The organism is Paenibacillus sp. FSL K6-0276 (assembly GCF_037977235.1).
Taxonomy (GTDB): Bacteria; Bacillota; Bacilli; order Paenibacillales; family Paenibacillaceae; genus Paenibacillus_AQ.
This window is the reverse complement of the sequence record NZ_CP150276.1, coordinates 2,365,590-2,382,190: the sequence shown is the minus strand read 5'-3', so window position 1 is coordinate 2,382,190 and position 16,601 is coordinate 2,365,590. Positions and strand designations below refer to the sequence as shown.

The 16,601-nt window shown below is 44.4% G+C and carries 17 protein-coding genes; 5 read left to right on the top strand and 12 right to left on the bottom strand.

Translation table 11 applies throughout. The annotated features are described in order from the left end of the window. Nucleotides 1-74 precede the first annotated feature (74 nt). Genes MHH52_RS10830 through MHH52_RS10820 form a run of 3 tightly spaced genes read right to left on the bottom strand, consistent with a single transcriptional unit; the run spans nt 75 to nt 2,066 of the window. On the bottom strand, nt 75-779 hold the full coding sequence (locus MHH52_RS10830; RefSeq protein ID WP_340008527.1) for an SAM-dependent methyltransferase: 705 nt from the start codon (nt 777-779) through the stop codon (nt 75-77). A 43-nt stretch (nt 780-822) separates the two neighbouring features. Beyond that, entirely contained in the window at nt 823-1,122 is a 300-nt protein-coding gene (locus MHH52_RS10825; RefSeq protein WP_076282998.1) for a hypothetical protein, read from the bottom strand. Nucleotides 1,123-1,172: 50 nt separating this feature from the next. After that, nucleotides 1,173-2,066, bottom strand: a complete 894-nt coding sequence (locus MHH52_RS10820; protein ID WP_340008526.1) for a LysR family transcriptional regulator — start codon at nt 2,064-2,066, stop codon at nt 1,173-1,175. A gap of 131 nt (nt 2,067-2,197) precedes the next feature. Here MHH52_RS10820 and MHH52_RS10815 point away from each other — a divergent pair, with 131 nt between their 5' ends. Continuing rightward, a complete protein-coding gene (locus tag MHH52_RS10815) occupies nt 2,198-2,938 on the top strand; it encodes an SDR family NAD(P)-dependent oxidoreductase (protein ID WP_340008524.1) in 741 nt (246 codons plus the stop codon). A gap of 348 nt (nt 2,939-3,286) precedes the next feature. On the opposite strand, the gene MHH52_RS10810 is transcribed toward MHH52_RS10815, so the two are convergent. Continuing rightward, nucleotides 3,287-4,531, bottom strand: coding sequence for a metallophosphoesterase family protein (locus MHH52_RS10810; RefSeq protein ID WP_340008522.1), 1,245 nt, complete (start codon nt 4,529-4,531; stop codon nt 3,287-3,289). A gap of 215 nt (nt 4,532-4,746) precedes the next feature. On the opposite strand from MHH52_RS10810, the gene MHH52_RS10805 reads away from it, so the two are divergent. From MHH52_RS10805 to MHH52_RS10795, 3 genes are read left to right on the top strand one after another with little or no spacing between them, the layout of a single operon-like run. Then, entirely contained in the window at nt 4,747-5,460 is a 714-nt protein-coding gene (locus MHH52_RS10805; protein ID WP_340008520.1) for a polyphosphate polymerase domain-containing protein, read from the top strand. A gap of 2 nt (nt 5,461-5,462) precedes the next feature. After that, nucleotides 5,463-6,191 carry a DUF4956 domain-containing protein gene (locus MHH52_RS10800; RefSeq protein ID WP_340008519.1) on the top strand — a complete coding sequence of 243 codons (729 nt, stop codon included), beginning with the start codon at nt 5,463-5,465 and terminating at the stop codon, nt 6,189-6,191. A gap of 10 nt (nt 6,192-6,201) precedes the next feature. After that, nucleotides 6,202-7,968 carry a CotH kinase family protein gene (locus MHH52_RS10795; RefSeq protein ID WP_340008517.1) on the top strand — a complete coding sequence of 589 codons (1,767 nt, stop codon included), beginning with the start codon at nt 6,202-6,204 and terminating at the stop codon, nt 7,966-7,968. 238 nt (nt 7,969-8,206) lie between these two features. Here MHH52_RS10795 and MHH52_RS10790 read toward each other — a convergent pair whose 3' ends face one another. The 8 genes from MHH52_RS10790 to MHH52_RS10755 all read right to left on the bottom strand — a co-directional run bounded on the left by MHH52_RS10790 (nt 8,207) and on the right by MHH52_RS10755 (nt 14,769). Further along, nucleotides 8,207-8,854 (bottom strand): DUF1775 domain-containing protein, encoded by a 648-nt coding sequence (locus MHH52_RS10790; protein WP_340008516.1) that lies wholly within the window; start codon nt 8,852-8,854, stop codon nt 8,207-8,209. 50 nt (nt 8,855-8,904) lie between these two features. Continuing rightward, nucleotides 8,905-9,570 (bottom strand): response regulator transcription factor, encoded by a 666-nt coding sequence (locus MHH52_RS10785; protein ID WP_313638675.1) that lies wholly within the window; start codon nt 9,568-9,570, stop codon nt 8,905-8,907. After that, nucleotides 9,567-10,385, bottom strand: a complete 819-nt coding sequence (locus tag MHH52_RS10780) for a histidine kinase (RefSeq protein ID WP_340008515.1) — start codon at nt 10,383-10,385, stop codon at nt 9,567-9,569. Before MHH52_RS10780 ends, MHH52_RS10785 begins: the two co-directional genes overlap by 4 nt. Nucleotides 10,386-10,630: 245 nt before the next feature. Continuing rightward, a complete protein-coding gene (locus tag MHH52_RS10775) occupies nt 10,631-11,575 on the bottom strand; it encodes a hypothetical protein (RefSeq protein WP_340008513.1) in 945 nt (314 codons plus the stop codon). A 20-nt stretch (nt 11,576-11,595) separates the two neighbouring features. Continuing rightward, complete coding sequence (cysK, locus tag MHH52_RS10770) at nt 11,596-12,516, bottom strand: cysteine synthase A (RefSeq protein ID WP_340008512.1); 921 nt, start codon at nt 12,514-12,516, stop codon at nt 11,596-11,598. 440 nt (nt 12,517-12,956) lie between these two features. After that, nucleotides 12,957-13,655, bottom strand: coding sequence for a cyclic nucleotide-binding domain-containing protein (locus MHH52_RS10765; protein WP_313638671.1), 699 nt, complete (start codon nt 13,653-13,655; stop codon nt 12,957-12,959). A gap of 199 nt (nt 13,656-13,854) precedes the next feature. After that, nucleotides 13,855-14,376 carry a hypothetical protein gene (locus tag MHH52_RS10760; protein ID WP_340008509.1) on the bottom strand — a complete coding sequence of 174 codons (522 nt, stop codon included), beginning with the start codon at nt 14,374-14,376 and terminating at the stop codon, nt 13,855-13,857. 24 nt (nt 14,377-14,400) lie between these two features. After that, nucleotides 14,401-14,769 carry a DUF4153 domain-containing protein gene (locus MHH52_RS10755; protein WP_340008507.1) on the bottom strand — a complete coding sequence of 123 codons (369 nt, stop codon included), beginning with the start codon at nt 14,767-14,769 and terminating at the stop codon, nt 14,401-14,403. Between the two features lie 112 nt (nt 14,770-14,881). Here MHH52_RS10755 and MHH52_RS10750 point away from each other — a divergent pair, with 112 nt between their 5' ends. After that, on the top strand, nt 14,882-16,576 hold the full coding sequence (locus MHH52_RS10750) for an ABC transporter substrate-binding protein (protein ID WP_340008505.1): 1,695 nt from the start codon (nt 14,882-14,884) through the stop codon (nt 16,574-16,576). Nucleotides 16,577-16,601: the final 25 nt, after the last annotated feature.

Below are 16,601 nucleotides of genomic sequence, written 5' to 3'. Positions count from 1 at the left end.
GAGGGTGTCCCCAAAGCGATGAAAAGGCTTAGGGACACCCTCGTGTGTTTTTTAACAAACTATAGCTATCTATCTTATGGCTTCATTCTTCTAATTCTTAGCATCTGATTTGCCCCTTTTTGAAATTCATAAGGAACCTCCATCTCCTCCACAGCGAAACCTTGGCGAACCAGCTCATCTATAAAACGATCTAAATGCGCATATCTTTTGCAGGACAGATCAACTAATGGAAAAATACGAAGCTCCCCTTTCGTCACCCGCATAAGTTCATTAACGGTCCTTAGATGAAAATCATAGTCCAGCCGATCACTATACATAAACAGGAAGTGTGCAGACAACGTCAGATCGAAAGCCTCATCATTAAACGGCAGATCCGGTAAAACCACAGGAACATATCGCTCCGGGTTTTGTCTCTGATCCTTGATGTTATCGTTTAAAGCCTTACTCCTCGCTTGTGTCAGATCCTCTATAGACTTGAAGTAGTCCCACACAAAGTTATCCTGTACCTTTTCCAGCTCAAACATAGCATGCTCAATATCTTGAACACCTTTGTCCGCAAGTTCATCCGTTGAGTGAAAATAAGCGATATCTGCAGCCGTTATATCACCACCAAGCTGATTCGCTATAGCTGTAAAAGAACAAGCGCCCGCTGGGCAATCAAGTATCCGCTGACCTACGAGATCTGATTCCTTCAGATTAAACATCCGTAAGTACTCTTCAAAGGTCCTCCCAATAAAAACAATCCTCTCCAACTCAAGCTTCCCCTCTGCTCCGCTCATCTCTTCTCACCTTTCCTCATCTCGGCTAATACTGCTCGCTTTTTTACTTCTGTTTAAATATATGTATAAGATAATCTATAAGAAGTCCTAAAATCAGGAACGTCCCAAAATGAATTACATACGTGGGAAATCTGACGCTGATTAATATACTGCTTGCAGCCCATTCCGTATTATTAACATCAACCATCCAGTTTGCAAAGGGCTTCATGAAGATCAGCGTATCTATAATTGGATTAAGTCGTACAAGAATGATGTTTGCGATCTCAATCCCCAAATAATCACCCAGACAGATGATGATACTAATAATCGAAAACCAGAAACTGAATTTTCTCCTTAAAAACATCAAGCACCGCCCTCTCTATTTTTTCCTAATACATACAATTCGTTTAAAATTCAAAATATCCTTGTCGCGGTTAGCTCCTGCTTTAAAAAATGATACAATCTGGAGCTCGCTAGCTTGAGCGGATAATCCGAAAGTTTACATAGGATACCGCAGCTCATATCAATAACCTTTCCCTCCAGCTTCCGCACCACCGTTCCGACAGGAGCCGGATTCAGCACTATCTCAGGGACAAGAGCGACACCTAAATCACTTTCCACAAAATATTTCAGAGCCGTCATGCTTCCAATCTCCATAGTATCGAATGGCGTTCCACCTGATTCCTGTAGCACACTTTCTAATTTTTTTCGATAAGGACAGTTTGCTGCCGTAATAAGTAACCGATGATTCTGTAAATCCTCCGGGGTGATATTCTCCTTGGAAGCTAGCGGATGCTCTTCTGGCATTAATAACACAAATTCCTCCGTAAATAAGGGTTCAAAATAAAGCTCCTTACCCAGCTCTGGCGCTGAACATACAGCCATATCAATTTCGCCTCGCAAAAGTAGTTCACTGAGTGCTGCGGTTCCCGCTATCTCCACGGAGACTTTTACTTTCGGAAACTGCGCCATAAAACTACTTAACAGCTGCGGTAAACGATAGCTCGCCGTCGGATCTGTTACCCCTATGCGGACGTTGCCAGCCTCGCCAATTTTCAAATCAGCCAAACGGCTCTGAAGCCGCTCCATGTCCTTAACGATATGTAAGCTCTGTTCATAAAACAATCTACCAGCTTCTGTTAAGCTGATTTGTTTTCCACGCTCAAGCAATTGACAGCCTAAGTCGGATTCAAGCCTCTGCATTTGCATGGTAACTGTTGATTGGGCATAATTCAATTCCTCTGCTGCACGGTTAAAGCTTCCTGAAATCACGATCGTTTGAAAGGTTTTTATTGTTTTCAGATCCATTTTAGTGACCTCCACTACTTAGTTCAAATAAATTGAACCAAACCTTCATTTTATTCAATTATACGAAATCCAATAATCACTATAGAATACTCTATATCAACAACATACGCCAACCTAAGGAGTGAGTAAGGATGGATCTCAACAATAAAGTAGCATTAGTAACTGGTGGAGGTACGGGAATTGGCAAGGCTGTAAGTCTGGAATTAGCCCGACGCGGAGCACGTGTTGCAGTGAACTATTCTAGATCCGAGGTAGAAGCCAATGAAACCGTGAATACGATTATAAATCAAGGGGGGCAAGCCATAGCATTACAAGCCGATGTTTCTAAGGATCAGGAGGTACGGAGTATGGTCGATTCGATTATTCAGCATTTTGAGACGATAGATCTGCTGGTGAATAACGCCAGTATTACTAAACATATTGCGCTAGGGGATCTGGAAAAAGCAACAGAGGAAGTATGGGATGAGCTTTATGATGTAAATGTGAAAGGAATGTTCTTCTGCGCCAGAGCGGTTGCGCCATATATGAACCAGAGAGGCTCAGGCGCCATCGTCAATCTCGGCAGCATCGCCGGACAAACTGGCTTAGGCTCATCCCTCCCTTATGCCGTCTCCAAAGCTGCTGTTCATGGTCTTACGAAATCTCTAGCCCACACACTGGCTCCTAATATTAGAGTTAACTGTGTCGCACCGGGAGCCGTTGCTACCAGATGGTGGTCTGGACGAGAAGAGCAGATGCATAAATTAGCACCTAATCTGCTGCTCCAACGAATTTCATCTGCTGAAGATATCGCTCAATTTGTCTGCGCAACACTGGAACAGGAAGCCATAACCGGACAGATCATTGCTGTAGATAGTGGTCAAACGTTATAACAACACAAAACAGCGCCGATAGAATAATTACGGAAAACCTCCCTATAATTTAGCTGATTTGCTGGAAAATAAAGAAACTACCCTGATATATAGGGAGGAATTCCCTGTTTTTGTTCATTTAAAGCTTACATCGGCTATTTTCAGGGAGTTTTCCCTAATTACTCTCTAGCTAACGCCTTCGACGTCCCTATAAGGACGGTAAACCTTTAAGCGAGAAATAGAAGGATAATTTATAGCGTAAGCATATAAATTATCCTTCTATTTCAAAAAAAAGATGCCTCTTTTTGAGATGGCATCTGTTTCTCGAAGATATAAGTCCACCCTAACGGCGAAGAAAGTTACTACTACTTAATTCGTAAGCACAAATTCATCCAGCATCTTACCATCCACATCATATGCCTGATACGTTAATGTATTACCGGAAACGCTAATCCCTGCGAACATTTGCTTGTAGTTTTGAATGTGAACTTTATGGTAGAACTGATCTTCTTTTTTCTCATTAAACTTCCCACCAGATGCATTGGTCACAACATATACCGTACCTCTTTTAGCACCTACCGGATTCTCACCTTCAGGGACGATTTTCCCAGCCCGTAACGGGAAGGATCTGGAGTACTCATGATTATGACCCTGCAGCACCAAATCGACCTCATACGCATCAAAAATATCCGTCCAATCTTCAACCTTCTTATATGAATTCCCCCCGTACGCCGGACGGTGCATCGCAACGATTTTCCATTCCTTATCTGTGTTCTTCAAATCTCGCTTCAGCCACTCGGCTTGTTTTTTCAAATTGCTCTCCGTATTCAATACAGATACATGTACAGGACCGTAATCGAAGGAATACGAGGTGCCTGCAATAGAACCTTTTGCCCCGTTATCTGGCAGGTTGAAATGGGAAGTAAAATCCTTCACATCGTCATCCACCTCATCATGATTTCCTGTAACAGGCATTAAGGGTATCCCAGAAATCAAGCCTTGCACGTTTCCAAAAAATTGATCCCAGCCCGCAGAATCCTCCGGGTTCTCCGTTAAGTCACCGTTATGCACAATAAACTTGGCCTCTGGAAAGGTCTGCAAAGCCTTGCCTAATGTCTTCCCCCACAGTTTAAAATCATTCGTTGTCTCCCCTTGGGAATCCGTAACGTTGATAAATGTAACACTATCTAGTCCTGTCTCTTCCGTGGTGAATTCCGCAACTGTACTCCATTCCCCCTCAACGCCACTGCCCACTCTGTAAGAATACAACGTCCCAGGCTCAAGTCCCGTAGCCTCCGTTTTATGAACACCTCTGGAACCATTGTCTGTTTTTATGGAGTTACTATTTGCGTTTACCCTAATCACATCTAAATTTGCAAAAGAGGACGCCTGTCCCTTTACCAACTCCAGAACTCCTGCGGCATTGGAATCGCTAGTATACCAAGTAAATGCACGACTCTTTCCCGCATCACCCTTAAAGGTGGTAACAAGATCATACGGGGCTGATGATTTCGCGGAGCTCCCGGATTTGAACCACTCCATCCCAACAGCCACCAAGATCAGAATAATCACTACTACCCCTAGGATGATGGCGAATTTATAGTCTTTCATCATGGTTCCTCCTTAAGTCTTCTCTCTAGTCTTCTAACTAAGATAGCCTTCTAGAAAGTCAGAAGTCAAATCTATATCTCCATACTTTTGTTAACGCAGTGTAAACATTCAGCTAACATTCAGTCTATTTTAAGTTAAGCATAAGGTCTGTCTCCTAGAATTAGTTGTGCAAGAAGGTTAGCTAACGACAGAGATAGAGATAGAAACGAGGTGGGAAAATGAGTAACAAGCTTCAATTCCGGCATGAGCTAAAATTCTTCATTAACTATCATCTATACCTTATATTGCGCCAGCGATTACAGAGCTTGATTGATACAGACCAGCACGCCAATGAGTGTGGCGAATATCATATTCGAAGTTTGTATTTTGACGACATCAACAACACGGCGCTTGCCGATAAACTCGGAGGTCTCAGAGAACGCGCCAAATATCGTATTCGTATCTACAACATTCAAGACAATAGCATTCACTTTGAGAAAAAAATCAAAATGGACGATTATATCGCCAAAATCAAAGAGCCACTGACCCGTCAAATGTACAACGAGATCATGGCAGGCAACTATGAGGTGCTGAATGTCCCGGACAGTCCACTGTTCATGGAGTTATACAATCAGATGCGTCATAACCTGCTTCGGCCGAAGGTCATCGTGGATTACGTTCGCGAGCCCTATGTTTGCCACAACGGCAATGTGCGAATCACGTTCGATAAGGAATTACGTACCGGATTGCATTCGACGGATATTTTTGATAAGGATTTGCATCCGATTCGGGCGATTGATGAGAACTTCATTATTTTTGAAGTGAAATTCGATGAGTACATTCCGGAATACATTAAAATTGCGCTGCAGTTAGAGGGGCTGAACAGAAAGTCCGCTTCAAAATACGTGATCTGCCGCAAATTCTTAAAAACCAACACTTGGGAGGATTATTGATTATGAATGCATCACTAGCAACACTAGCAGCAACCGCAACAACAGATACAACCACAAATACTTTTACAGATATCATTAAAAACTCGGTGATTGACAACTTTGTCTCCGATATAAGCATCTCGAAAATGCTCATCACGTTAGGCGTGGCTTTTCTGATTGGCTACTTTATTTATCTGCTCTACAAACGTGTATTTAGCGGAGTGTTATACTCCAAAAGCTTCAATGTCTCCCTAATGGGTATGACCATGATTACAGCCACTGTCATTATTGCCATCAACTCTAACCTTGTTCTGTCCCTCGGTATGGTCGGCGCATTGTCCATCGTTCGTTTCAGAACGCCGATCAAAGATCCAACAGATCTAATCTTCTTATTCTGGGCAGCAGTCGCAGGGATCGTAACTGGCGCAGGCTTCTTCACTTTGGCTATTGTTGGTTCAATCATCATCGGTCTAATTCTGTTCCTGTTCATCAAACATTCTTCTATCGAAACACCATACTTGCTAGTCATTAACTGCGATAGCGACGAGAGCGAACGTGAAGTACACAACCATATCACCAAATCCGTGAAACGTTACAACGTGAAGCAAAAAACAGTATCCGCAAACAATATTGAAAAAACACTCGAGCTCCGTCTGGATGATAAAGTAGGTGGATTTGTCAACACAGTCTCCGACCTAAAGGGAGTCAAAAATGCACTTCTAATCAGCTATAGCGGCGACTATGTATCCTAAACACAATAAGATGAAAGCAAGAGGTAAGTCTATCCTGCTGAGTCTTGGTTGCCTGCTGCTGGTCATCGCTGTAGCTGGGTGCCAGAACGCAAGTCCATCTGCAACAAACGAAACTGCAACAGATTCTCAGGAAAAGAAAGTCTCGAGCGACGAGAAAAGTCTAGACGAGCAGGTCTTTCCAAAAGACAAGGTCGTCGATGTCAAAATCACTTTAGACCCGGATGATTTTCAGGATATGCTGGATAATGCCAGCGCGGAAGAATATAAAACCGCATCCGTTGAGTACAACGGGATTAAATTCGATAACGTAGCCGTACGAACCAAAGGAAATCTCAGTCTCAGAAGTGTAGTACAGATGACGGACTCTGACCGCTACAGCTTCAAAATTTCTTTTGATGAATATGTGAACCAGAATTTATTTGGCATCACAAAGATCAACCTAAAAAAAAATTACAGCGATGCTTCTTATATGCGAGAATTTCTAACCTATGAGCTCGCTGAGAGTGTCGAACTTCCAACGCCGAAATATTCCTTCGTCAATGTGTACGTCAATAATGAACTGAAGGGCTTCTACCTCGCGGTGGAACAGATCGGCGACGCTTATCTGGAACGCAACTTCGGGAACTCTTACGGCGCACTTTATAAAGGGGAAATGACCGGTCAGGGCAGTGACTTGACTTGGCTTGGTGACGATCCTTCCCTCTATACCGGACTAGTAATGAAATCGGATAAATCCAACGATGATATTCTGATCGATATGCTGAATGAGCTCAATAACGGCACCGATTATGAAAAATACATCGACGTAGAGGAATCCCTGAAGTACATTGCTCTAAATGCGGTAACGGCTAATATGGACAGTTATTTGGGTGGTAATAAGCAAAATTATTACCTATATGAAAACGACGGGGTCTTCTCCATCCTGCCGTGGGATTATAATATGGCTTTTGGTGGTATGGGTAGCGCAGATGTGCTGATTGACGAGCCTACTCAAGGCGCATTGGCAGAACGTCCGCTGATTGCGAAGCTACTTGCTAACGACGAATACAAAGCGAAATATCACGAGATTGTCAGCGAGATGATTAATGGCTATCTAGCGGACGATACGTTCCAAGCTCGGATGGATGAGCTGAACACGATGATTTCCAGCTATGTCAAAACGGATCCATCCGCCTTCTACACCTTCGAACAGTATGAAGAAGGGATTAAGTCTGTTAAGACCTTCATGTCGAACATGGCGAAAAATATCCAGCAACAGCTCGATGGCACCATTCCTTCCTCCGGAGACGGATCAGGAAGCGGTATGGGTGGTGGTGGCGCTAGGAATGGCGCAGCTGCAGGTGCAGGTGCCACTGGTGCTGGGCAAGGCGTGAACGGCGCGAGTAACAGACAGACTGGCGCAGGGGCGGATCAGAGCGCGGGCACTGGCGGTACGGGCGGAGCTAACGCGGGAGCTGAGAGCACAGGTGCGGGCGGTGTGGTTGCTGCTGCGCCGAATGCCGAAAGCGGGCAAGCTGCTCAAGGTGGATTCACCGGCGGACCTGGCGGTGCACCAGGTGCCATGGGTGGGCCAACTATCCCTGAAGGTGGAAACGGCCCTGGTGATGGAGGCATGGACGGCGGTATGCGTGGTGGTATGGGTGGTAACTTTAGCGGCGGTGCTGGCGCTATGCAGCAAAAAGGCAGCACAAGTGAAGCCATCACTACTGGAGTCGCGATACTTCTCCTACTGCTGACTGCAATCTTTGTGACCTTCTATAAGCGGAAACGGTTATAGATAAGTAAAAAGTTTTTCACAACAAAAAAATTCATAAAATGAGCTTCCGTCGTTTATTGACGGGGGCTTATTTCATGAATTGAATTATTTTCCCTTAAAAATCATATTTCCCAAATCTCCACATACAAGAAAACTGCGAACAGTTCCATACTTCACTAGAAACTGTTCACAGGTATAAGATCAAACTTTTGTCTAATCAAAGTATCTAACCCTGATCACGGAATACAACGATCCCCTCTTACTCTTTCCGCCCGCGCAATATACTTATGGCCGCTATTAAAAAGGCTAGTAAAGATATCCCGACTGCGATGTAGACCATTGGGTTGACACTATTTGATTTTTCCTCATCTTTCATGATAGCGTTGTGCTCTTCCATGCTCATCGAATTGTCAGTGACATTGGAACCGTGAGAATGTTCATCCCCACCGGTGGCTTGTACAATTGAAGTAATAGAATGCGGATTCTCTGCTCCAGCCTCACCAGACCATTGCACCAAGCTTCCATCGGCATAGTGTTGATAAGCATCCCATGCGATGTCGCCAGCGGCATCAGGGTTCTTAGCCGTAAAGTAGAAACGTTGGAATTGCCCCTTCTGAATGCCCTCACCATTAGCTATCCAGCTAACCTTATTCCCATCAATGGTAACATCCCATCCGGGTGTAGCCTCATATTGTTTGAACTCTGCACCTGCTGGAATTCGTAGATCAACCTGTACAGTGGCCACATCTTTTTCTGAAGGGACTTTAAGCGTGTACGTCTCCCATGCTCCGGTACTGGATTGTGCTGGTGCCACGGTTACGTGCGCGCTAGCCACGGCTGCGAACAGTAGTAGTGTTGCAGCAGCTGGTGCGAATAGAGTCATTATTTTGCGAGATAATCTGTTCATCGTTAGCCTCTTCTCATCAATAATTATATAACTTCGTCCTTAACTTCCTGCTATACATCTTTTGAAAAATCCCGTTTACGCGAAGCAAGCCCTTGCTCCAAGGCATAACGCGTCAGCTGTGTTCGGTTTTGGAGTTGAAGCTTTTGGAGGATGTTCTTCAGATGATTTTTTACGGTATGCTCCGAAATCCCTAGGCTCAAGGCAATCTCCTTATTCTTCGATCCAGAAGATACACAGCTTAAAATTTCTTTCTCTCTTGCTGTCAATGACTCCCCTTCATCCGTTACAGAGGGTACGGTGAACTCCTTCAAGATTTGAAAAGCCAGCTCCCGACTTAGAGGCGCTTCTTCATTAACAATGGCCTGCAAATATTGAATCCAGGTGGAAGGCGCCAGATTCTTTAGCAAATACCCCTGTGCTCCTTGCTTCAGCGCTTCGAGGAGATGGGAAATCTCGTCCGATACCGTAACGATAACGATTTTGACATAGGGATATTCCTGCTTGATTCGGCGAGTAGTCTCCAAACCGTCCATCACCGGCATCTGAATGTCGATTAGAATGAGATCAGGCATCCATTGCGCTGTGAAAGCGATCGCCTCAGCACCACTCTCCACTACACCAATAACCTCAAAACTATCATCCATGGACAAAATCTCGCACATCGCCTCACGTGCATGTACATGATCGTCCACAACTAAAACCCGGTATCGGCTCATGGACTGACTTCCCCTTTCGTAATTTCAACCTGGGTGCCTGTGTCACCAGACGTCAGCCTAAGCTTCCATCCCATCCTCAGGGCGCGTTCCTTCATGATCTGAAGTCCGTAGCTACCATTCATTTCAAATGGATCATGCTGGAATCCTTCTCCATTGTCTGCAACAACTACACGCCAGCTTTTCTCATCGCCAGCACCAGTAATTGAAACCAGTCCAGCTCGTGTATGCTTACGAACATTAATGATCGCTTCGCGGATACAGGATAACAATTCTGATTTTTCTGAAGGGGAGAGCGCATCATCTCGCAGGCTCCAATCGAGAGAGGCTTCGATCATAATCTCATTTGCCATCTGGGCTAGCTGATCTTTTACCGACTGTTCCAATGAAAAAGAACTCTGCTCAGAGACCGGAATCTTCAGATTGGCGATGGCCTGCCGCACATAACGGTTCACCTCATGGACCGTCTTTTTGATCTGATCCACACTTTCCTCACTGACTTCACCATTCTTGCGGCTTGCTTCTAGTCGGTCGATTTTGACAGATAAGAGAAATAATGATTGCGCCATCCCATCATGCAGTTCCTTGGCTAGTCCTTCACGAGCTTTCATTGCGTCTTTAAGCGCACGTTCCTGCTCCAGCTCCCGCTGATTCCGCTCCATAAGAGAGAACAGAGGGACTAGCAATACGAGACTGACCAAAAACACAAGAACCGGCGTCAAATAGTTTCCCAAGTCCATAGAAATATAAGGCATTAGAAACTGATGACGCACAATCTCCCAGATACCCACCATTAGCGTTGGCAGTAACAGGATCATATACTTTATTCGTTTATACGTTGCCGTCCCCTCCCGCACATCTTATGCTTAACAATATCACCGTCTCATCCCAGCTACATGACTCGATCGGGCTATATAGACCTACCGATGTTACAAATTTAAGTATTTTAAAAGATGATTGCTGACATTTATAATATAATAAGCAAGCTTTCTTATATTGTAGTAAAAAAAAGATACATCTCACGATGCACCCAATCATTTCTACGTTTACAGCGAAGTCATGCCTATAGTGGCGAAGTATAACGTCCATATTGGATGTCCATTTCCTTAAACGAATCTCTTTCTTTTTTCAGAAAAAACGTATTTACTCCCTCTGAACCCCACCAATTCATGCCGAGTAGTGGACCTTCTGAGGTATCAGCAGCAAAAAGAATTGAGAACATCTCAGGTATAACTTCCCCGCCATCATCCACCCGCCAGACCGAGTATTCATCCCCTTGAATCACCGCTGGATAGTCCATGAAGATAAATTCATCTTTTTCTTTCCAGACGAGGCTAAATAACATATCCTGATCCAGCCTCACGAATTGAACGAGATACAGCTGCCGATCTGTAGATAGGTCTGCTAGCTTCCAAATTTTCTGAATTTCACGTTTTTTCGTATCTACAATACGTAGCCGAATACTTTCTTCCACAGTGGACAAAGCTTGTTGACCCTTTATAGATTCAATAGGCAAAAGAGCATCAACCTTAAAGTCTGCTTGATCCGTCAAATAGTAGGTTTCATCCGGGGCCGCACTTGCCTCTTCCACTGTATAAAGATAACCCGCCAGATTCACAAAATTATGCGCCATCTCCCGGCCATTGCTGCCCTCTGTTCCATCCTGCCACTTATTAAATTTCAGCTTCAGCACTTTGCCCTGATCACCGATGGCCTCATTTAATTGTGCCATCTCTTGATCCAACCCTTTTTCATGCCCGGTTACTAGAATATTCCGCCCTTCGGCATCCGCAAAGCCAAAATTCGCCTTCAGATTCGCAGTATCTAGATAAGCCACTGTCTGCTGCATGCTTGGAGTTGATGATGGCTCTGCGCTTGGAGGAAGAGTTGGAGAAGTCTGTACAGTTTCCGCACTTTGTTCCGGTGTGGACTCACTGGTCAACGAGTTGTTTCCAGAACACCCCACCAACATAAGAACAATAAAGAAACTTACCATGAGCTTATTCATTCTTATTCCTCCAAACGAAGTTAGAATATTCCCATGCTCAAGTAACGTTCCCCCGCATCAGGTGCAATACACAGCACTCGCTTGCCGGGTCCGAGGCGCCGTGCTTCCTGCAATGCCGTCCATACTGCGGCACCACCGGATGGGCCAAGCAGAATCCCTTCCTGTGCAGCCAGCGTTCTCACCGTTTTCAGTGCATCTTCATCCGTAACTTGAACGATTTCATCGTAGACCTTCGTATTCAGAATGGTAGGTATAAAGCCAGGACTGGTTCCAACCAGCTTATGCGGTCCGGGCTTTCCCCCGGATAACACTGGTGAGCCTTGCGGCTCAACAACAAGAATACGAATATCAGGAAGCTGATCACGTAATACTTCCCCAGTTCCGGTTATCGTCCCCCCAGTTCCTGAAGAAGCAACGAACACGTCTAGCTTCCCTTCCATTTGCTCCAAAATTTCAAGAGCTGTCGTTGTCCGGTGAATATCAGGGTTCGCTTTATTCTCGAATTGCTGTGGAATAAAGCTGTTCGCCACTACTTTCCCTAGCTCGATTGCTTTCGCTATAGCCCCCGGCATCCGCTCTGCTGCAGGAGTCAGCACAACTTCAGCGCCATAAGCCTTTAAAATATTGATTCGTTCCTTCGTCATATTGTCAGGCATGACAAGAATCGCTTTATAGCCTTTTGCAGCAGCATTCATAGCCAATCCAATACCTGTATTTCCGCTTGTCGGCTCTATAATGGTCCCTCCGGGTTTCAGCAGCCCCTCTCGTTCAGCTTGCAAGATCAGATTATAAGCTGCTCTATCCTTTACACTGCCACTGGGATTGAAGCGTTCCAGCTTCACATATAGTTCTGCATCTTGGGATGTGGTCAACCGATTTAATCGTACAACCGGTGTATTCCCGATCAGCTCAGTTATATTGTTAACAACTAGGGATGTCATACATAGAGCCTCCTTCATTTCTTTACATACCATTCATTGTAACTGGAGAGCCATCTCCTGTCGATTCTGGAACTTGCTGTATCCCTAAGAAAAAAGCCGCCTCCTAATACTGAGATGATAGTGTTCCAACGAGACTTAACAATCGCTTCATTATTAGCTGCCAGTCATTCCTCATTCAACCTTGACTCTTGCTTTAACAAGTCTCTGATCTATACCAAGAGGTTGACCACAAACTAACTAATACTGGTAATAATATAAGTTATAGGTAGGTGGACGTCGATGGCGATTTCTATGCTTAATGTGTGGAATCTTCTCATTTAAGAAGAAACAATGTTTACGTCCTTAAACCTCTCAGAATTCAAATTGATTGATAGATAAAAAATAAATAGACCATTACTTCTAGCCCAGGGGCAGGAAATAATGGTCTTTAAGAAATCTGTCTATTCGTATAAATTGCCGTTCGCCAGCTCTGCCAGCTTCCCTTCATCCAGTACACTTAGGCGTCCACGATTTCGCGTAATAATTCCTTCATCAATAAAACGACGTACGATTCGATTAAGATGCCGATAGCTTGTGCCAAGCAATTCTGCTGTCTCTATAAGGCTAGAGGTCCGAATCTCCTCCACACGTCGATCACCGTTTTTATCGGCGAATAAAGACATCAAATAACTGGCAAATCGATTCTCTACCGGATACAACAGGTTAAGTGCAGAGGCTTGGCCGAGCGTGTGCAGCTTGTGACTAAGCTCTCCAACGAGGAAACGCAGTAGTGCTGTATTTTCCTCAAGCTCCCTAAGCAGAAGTCTTCTCTTGGCAAAAAGAATCAGGCTCTCTCCCACAGACTCCACTTGATTCTTGACAGGAAAGCGATGAAGCAGCTCCACATCCCCAATCACAGATATCGGATTTGTAAACCGCACCAGCATAGACTTGCCGTTTGGCAACAGTGTCTGAATTTTGAGCTTGCCCTCGACCAATATGAACATCCCATCCAATTGATCGCCAACCAAACACAGCTTTTCTTCATCCGCATAACGTCTCAACTCCATTTTATGCGTTACCAGCGGGCTAAAAATTCCGTCCAGACCGTTCTTCAATGCCAAGGCACGGACAGCTTCACGGTCATTTATCGTTTGCATGTGGTGTCCCCTCTATTGTTTTGCTTAAATAAGTGTAATTTAGAATACCCCACAAAAAAAGGACATATGTCCTTTTTGAAAATATAAGATCGTACAAGTTTCACACAATACTTTAAGTCTTATATTTCTCGCTTAAACGCTTACCATCCTTATAAGGATGCCGAAGGCGTTTATACTTGTAAGGATTTCCTAAGGCACCTTACATCACAACAGAGTCCACACTATAACGGATCATATTCACTTTCTGATCTTGTAACCAAAATTCCAAATTCCGATGATTAATTTTATCCACATACCCAATAATATCAGCCCCTTGCTCCCCTCGTTTATAATAAGAAGATCCGTAAGCTTCAATAATATCGTCTGAAGAAGACTCCACATGAATACCTCTGGCAGTTCTCATCGTATGATCGGAATAGACGCTAATTAGAATGATTTTATCATCACCACGCGCTGTGGCTACTGTCGTCTCGTTATTCAAATTATAATATTGATACCGTTCAATATCGTCACGTGGCTTAGCACGATTGATCGATTCGAGGCTCTGAAGCAGCTGAATATTTCCCAGACTTTCCTGTTCTAGATTGCTGCTGGATACGCGAGAGTAATGACTTTGCCTTGGTGCATTGTATAAATAAATATGATAGATCCCATAACTTAAACCTACCGTAATAAAAATGATGATAAATGACCAGCCTTTACTAAATGGCTTCTTTTTCACTGTCCTCACACCTTCTTCTAACCTTTACTGTGCAAAATACTTCTCCAACTCACGCTGCGCCCGATACTCTGGGAAATTAAAGGACTGCCACTTCCGCTCCCTCTGAGCACCATCCCAGCATTCGTTTTTCAAAAATTGATCTAGCATCCCGTCTTCCTTACGGCTGAACTTTATCAGAGCAGGAATTACCTCTGGTGATAGACCGACCAAATAATTTGCGTCCAGCTTACCGCTCGCCTCATAACGCTCAATATTCTTATTAGCAATAATTACGTCCATCCCGATATAGTTCATTACAAAGTAAGAAGCCAGACCCTGAACAATCGCCAGTAGGAGGGCAACAATTAATGCGGCAAGTGATCGATTAAGCTTAAGTCCCGTTTCATCGATCATGGTAAACACCCCCATATTCTTACTTTCTTATCCTTATTTTAAGTGATAAAATAAGAAAAAAAAGAGAAAGAATTTTTATATAATTTCCTATTTTCTGAAAGGGACCTAAACAATGAAGTTGCATAACCAATATTTAAAGCTGCACTCTCAGTTTGGGGGAGCAACAGAAATCTCAGTTACGATGGATGAACTAGCATTGACCTTCGGATGTACACACCGCAATGCCATGCATATTGTGAATAAAATGATGCAGCTGGAATGGGTCCAATGGACGCCTAAGCGCGGACGCGGAAGCCGTTCCTTATTACAGTTCCTTGTCCCCTCTGAAGAAATTGCGCTTCAATCTATGATGCAGGCCATTAGCCGTAAAGATGTTCACAAAGCCATTGAAGGCATCAAAACCCATGCCAGCTCCTCCTCGCTGCAGGATACATTACAAGGTTGGCTGCTGACCTATTTTGGGCATCATTCCGAAATACGTAGTGACAAACAAATCGATACCCTACGACTTCCCATCACCCAGCAGCTACATACCTTCGATCCACTCCATATGAATCTTTTGGCAGAGTCCTTTGTTTCCAGTCATGTCTTCGACGGATTAGTGAGACGTAGCGGGGAACGCGATAAGATTGCACCTAGTCTCGCTCACGCCTGGGAAGTGGATGAGAGCCGTACCATCTGGACTTTTTTTCTGCGCAAGGAAGTATTGTTCCATCATGGAAAAGTACTGACAGCTAAAGATGTAGTCTATTCCTTCGGACGGCTGATGCGAACCTCTAAGCGGACACTCTATAGCTATATTTTCAAAGAAATCCAGTGGGTCACCGCGCTAAATCCATCCACCGTTCAAATTACTCTTAAGCAGCCCAATGAGCTATTTCTCCCCTTTTTGTGCACGAGCAGAGCCGCTATTGTTCCGCGTGATTTAGAAGGAATGGACGAACCTAGCTTTGGCCGCAGACCGGACGGAACAGGGCCATTCAAGGTTGTGGAAATGAACGAGGACACTTGTGTGCTCGAGGTTTTTCCTTATTATTTCCAAGGACGAGCTCATTTGGATCGAGTTGAAATACTCTATGTTCCGTGGGATACCGAGGCGGGTTCCTCAGATACAGGTTCGGCTTTTCATGTGATTCAGAATCCTTCATCCACCAATTCTTCATCTTGGAGTCGGATTCATTCGGAGTCCTACATTCGTAAATTTGTTACCTGCAACACGCAAAAAAAAGGACCGCTTAGCGACCCCCTTCTTCGGGCAAAGATCGTATCCTGTTTAAAAGACGATTCAGCTTCCATAACGCAAGAGGCGATGGAGGATCAAGAAATCAAACTGCAAATATCGACCATACCGCAATATGCCTCCGATGCTGAATTCATTGCCGCTACACTTGAGCGTCAAGGTTATTCGTGCACTGTTGTTTCCGTGTCTCCAGAGGAATTCAAAGGACCGGTCCGACTGGAATCTGACCTGATTGTTTTCTCTTTATTTCGTGACGAGGATGAACAGCTTCGTTTATTTGATCTATACCTCACACTTTCCCAGCATATAGAACCACATACCCGGGCAGATATTGAAGGCTGGCTGTATACGATTGCAAGGGAACCTAACCCTGAGGCTAGATCTGAGAGCTTTAGTGTCATCGAGAACCGTCTTATCGAGGAACATCACCTTCATATTTTGTATGAAAAACCCACCCAGACCGCATATCTCCCCACTGTCCGAGGCGTAAGCTTCAATAGTCAGGGCTGGGTTGATCTTCGTCATTTGTGGTTCCCGCCGCTGCTCTCCACCGACAGCACTTCATGATATACGCAATAAATCATCGGCTCTA

Excerpts from the sequence above, each read along its gene's own strand:
- MHH52_RS10830 (WP_340008527.1), bottom strand. The coding sequence starts at position 779 with ATGAGCGGAGCAGAGGGGAAGCTTGAGTTGGAGAGGATTGTTTTTATT.
- MHH52_RS10825 (WP_076282998.1), bottom strand. The coding sequence starts at position 1,122 with ATGTTTTTAAGGAGAAAATTCAGTTTCTGGTTTTCGATTATTAGTATC.
- MHH52_RS10820 (WP_340008526.1), bottom strand. The coding sequence starts at position 2,066 with ATGGATCTGAAAACAATAAAAACCTTTCAAACGATCGTGATTTCAGGA.
- MHH52_RS10815 (WP_340008524.1), top strand. The coding sequence starts at position 2,198 with ATGGATCTCAACAATAAAGTAGCATTAGTAACTGGTGGAGGTACGGGA.
- MHH52_RS10810 (WP_340008522.1), bottom strand. The coding sequence starts at position 4,531 with ATGATGAAAGACTATAAATTCGCCATCATCCTAGGGGTAGTAGTGATT.
- MHH52_RS10805 (WP_340008520.1), top strand. The coding sequence starts at position 4,747 with ATGAGTAACAAGCTTCAATTCCGGCATGAGCTAAAATTCTTCATTAAC.
- MHH52_RS10800 (WP_340008519.1), top strand. The coding sequence starts at position 5,463 with ATGAATGCATCACTAGCAACACTAGCAGCAACCGCAACAACAGATACA.
- MHH52_RS10795 (WP_340008517.1), top strand. The coding sequence starts at position 6,202 with ATGAAAGCAAGAGGTAAGTCTATCCTGCTGAGTCTTGGTTGCCTGCTG.
- MHH52_RS10790 (WP_340008516.1), bottom strand. The coding sequence starts at position 8,854 with ATGAACAGATTATCTCGCAAAATAATGACTCTATTCGCACCAGCTGCT.
- MHH52_RS10785 (WP_313638675.1), bottom strand. The coding sequence starts at position 9,570 with ATGAGCCGATACCGGGTTTTAGTTGTGGACGATCATGTACATGCACGT.
- MHH52_RS10780 (WP_340008515.1), bottom strand. The coding sequence starts at position 10,385 with ATGATCCTGTTACTGCCAACGCTAATGGTGGGTATCTGGGAGATTGTG.
- MHH52_RS10775 (WP_340008513.1), bottom strand. The coding sequence starts at position 11,575 with ATGAATAAGCTCATGGTAAGTTTCTTTATTGTTCTTATGTTGGTGGGG.
- cysK (WP_340008512.1), bottom strand. The coding sequence starts at position 12,516 with ATGACATCCCTAGTTGTTAACAATATAACTGAGCTGATCGGGAATACA.
- MHH52_RS10765 (WP_313638671.1), bottom strand. The coding sequence starts at position 13,655 with ATGCAAACGATAAATGACCGTGAAGCTGTCCGTGCCTTGGCATTGAAG.
- MHH52_RS10755 (WP_340008507.1), bottom strand. The coding sequence starts at position 14,769 with ATGATCGATGAAACGGGACTTAAGCTTAATCGATCACTTGCCGCATTA.
- MHH52_RS10750 (WP_340008505.1), top strand. The coding sequence starts at position 14,882 with ATGAAGTTGCATAACCAATATTTAAAGCTGCACTCTCAGTTTGGGGGA.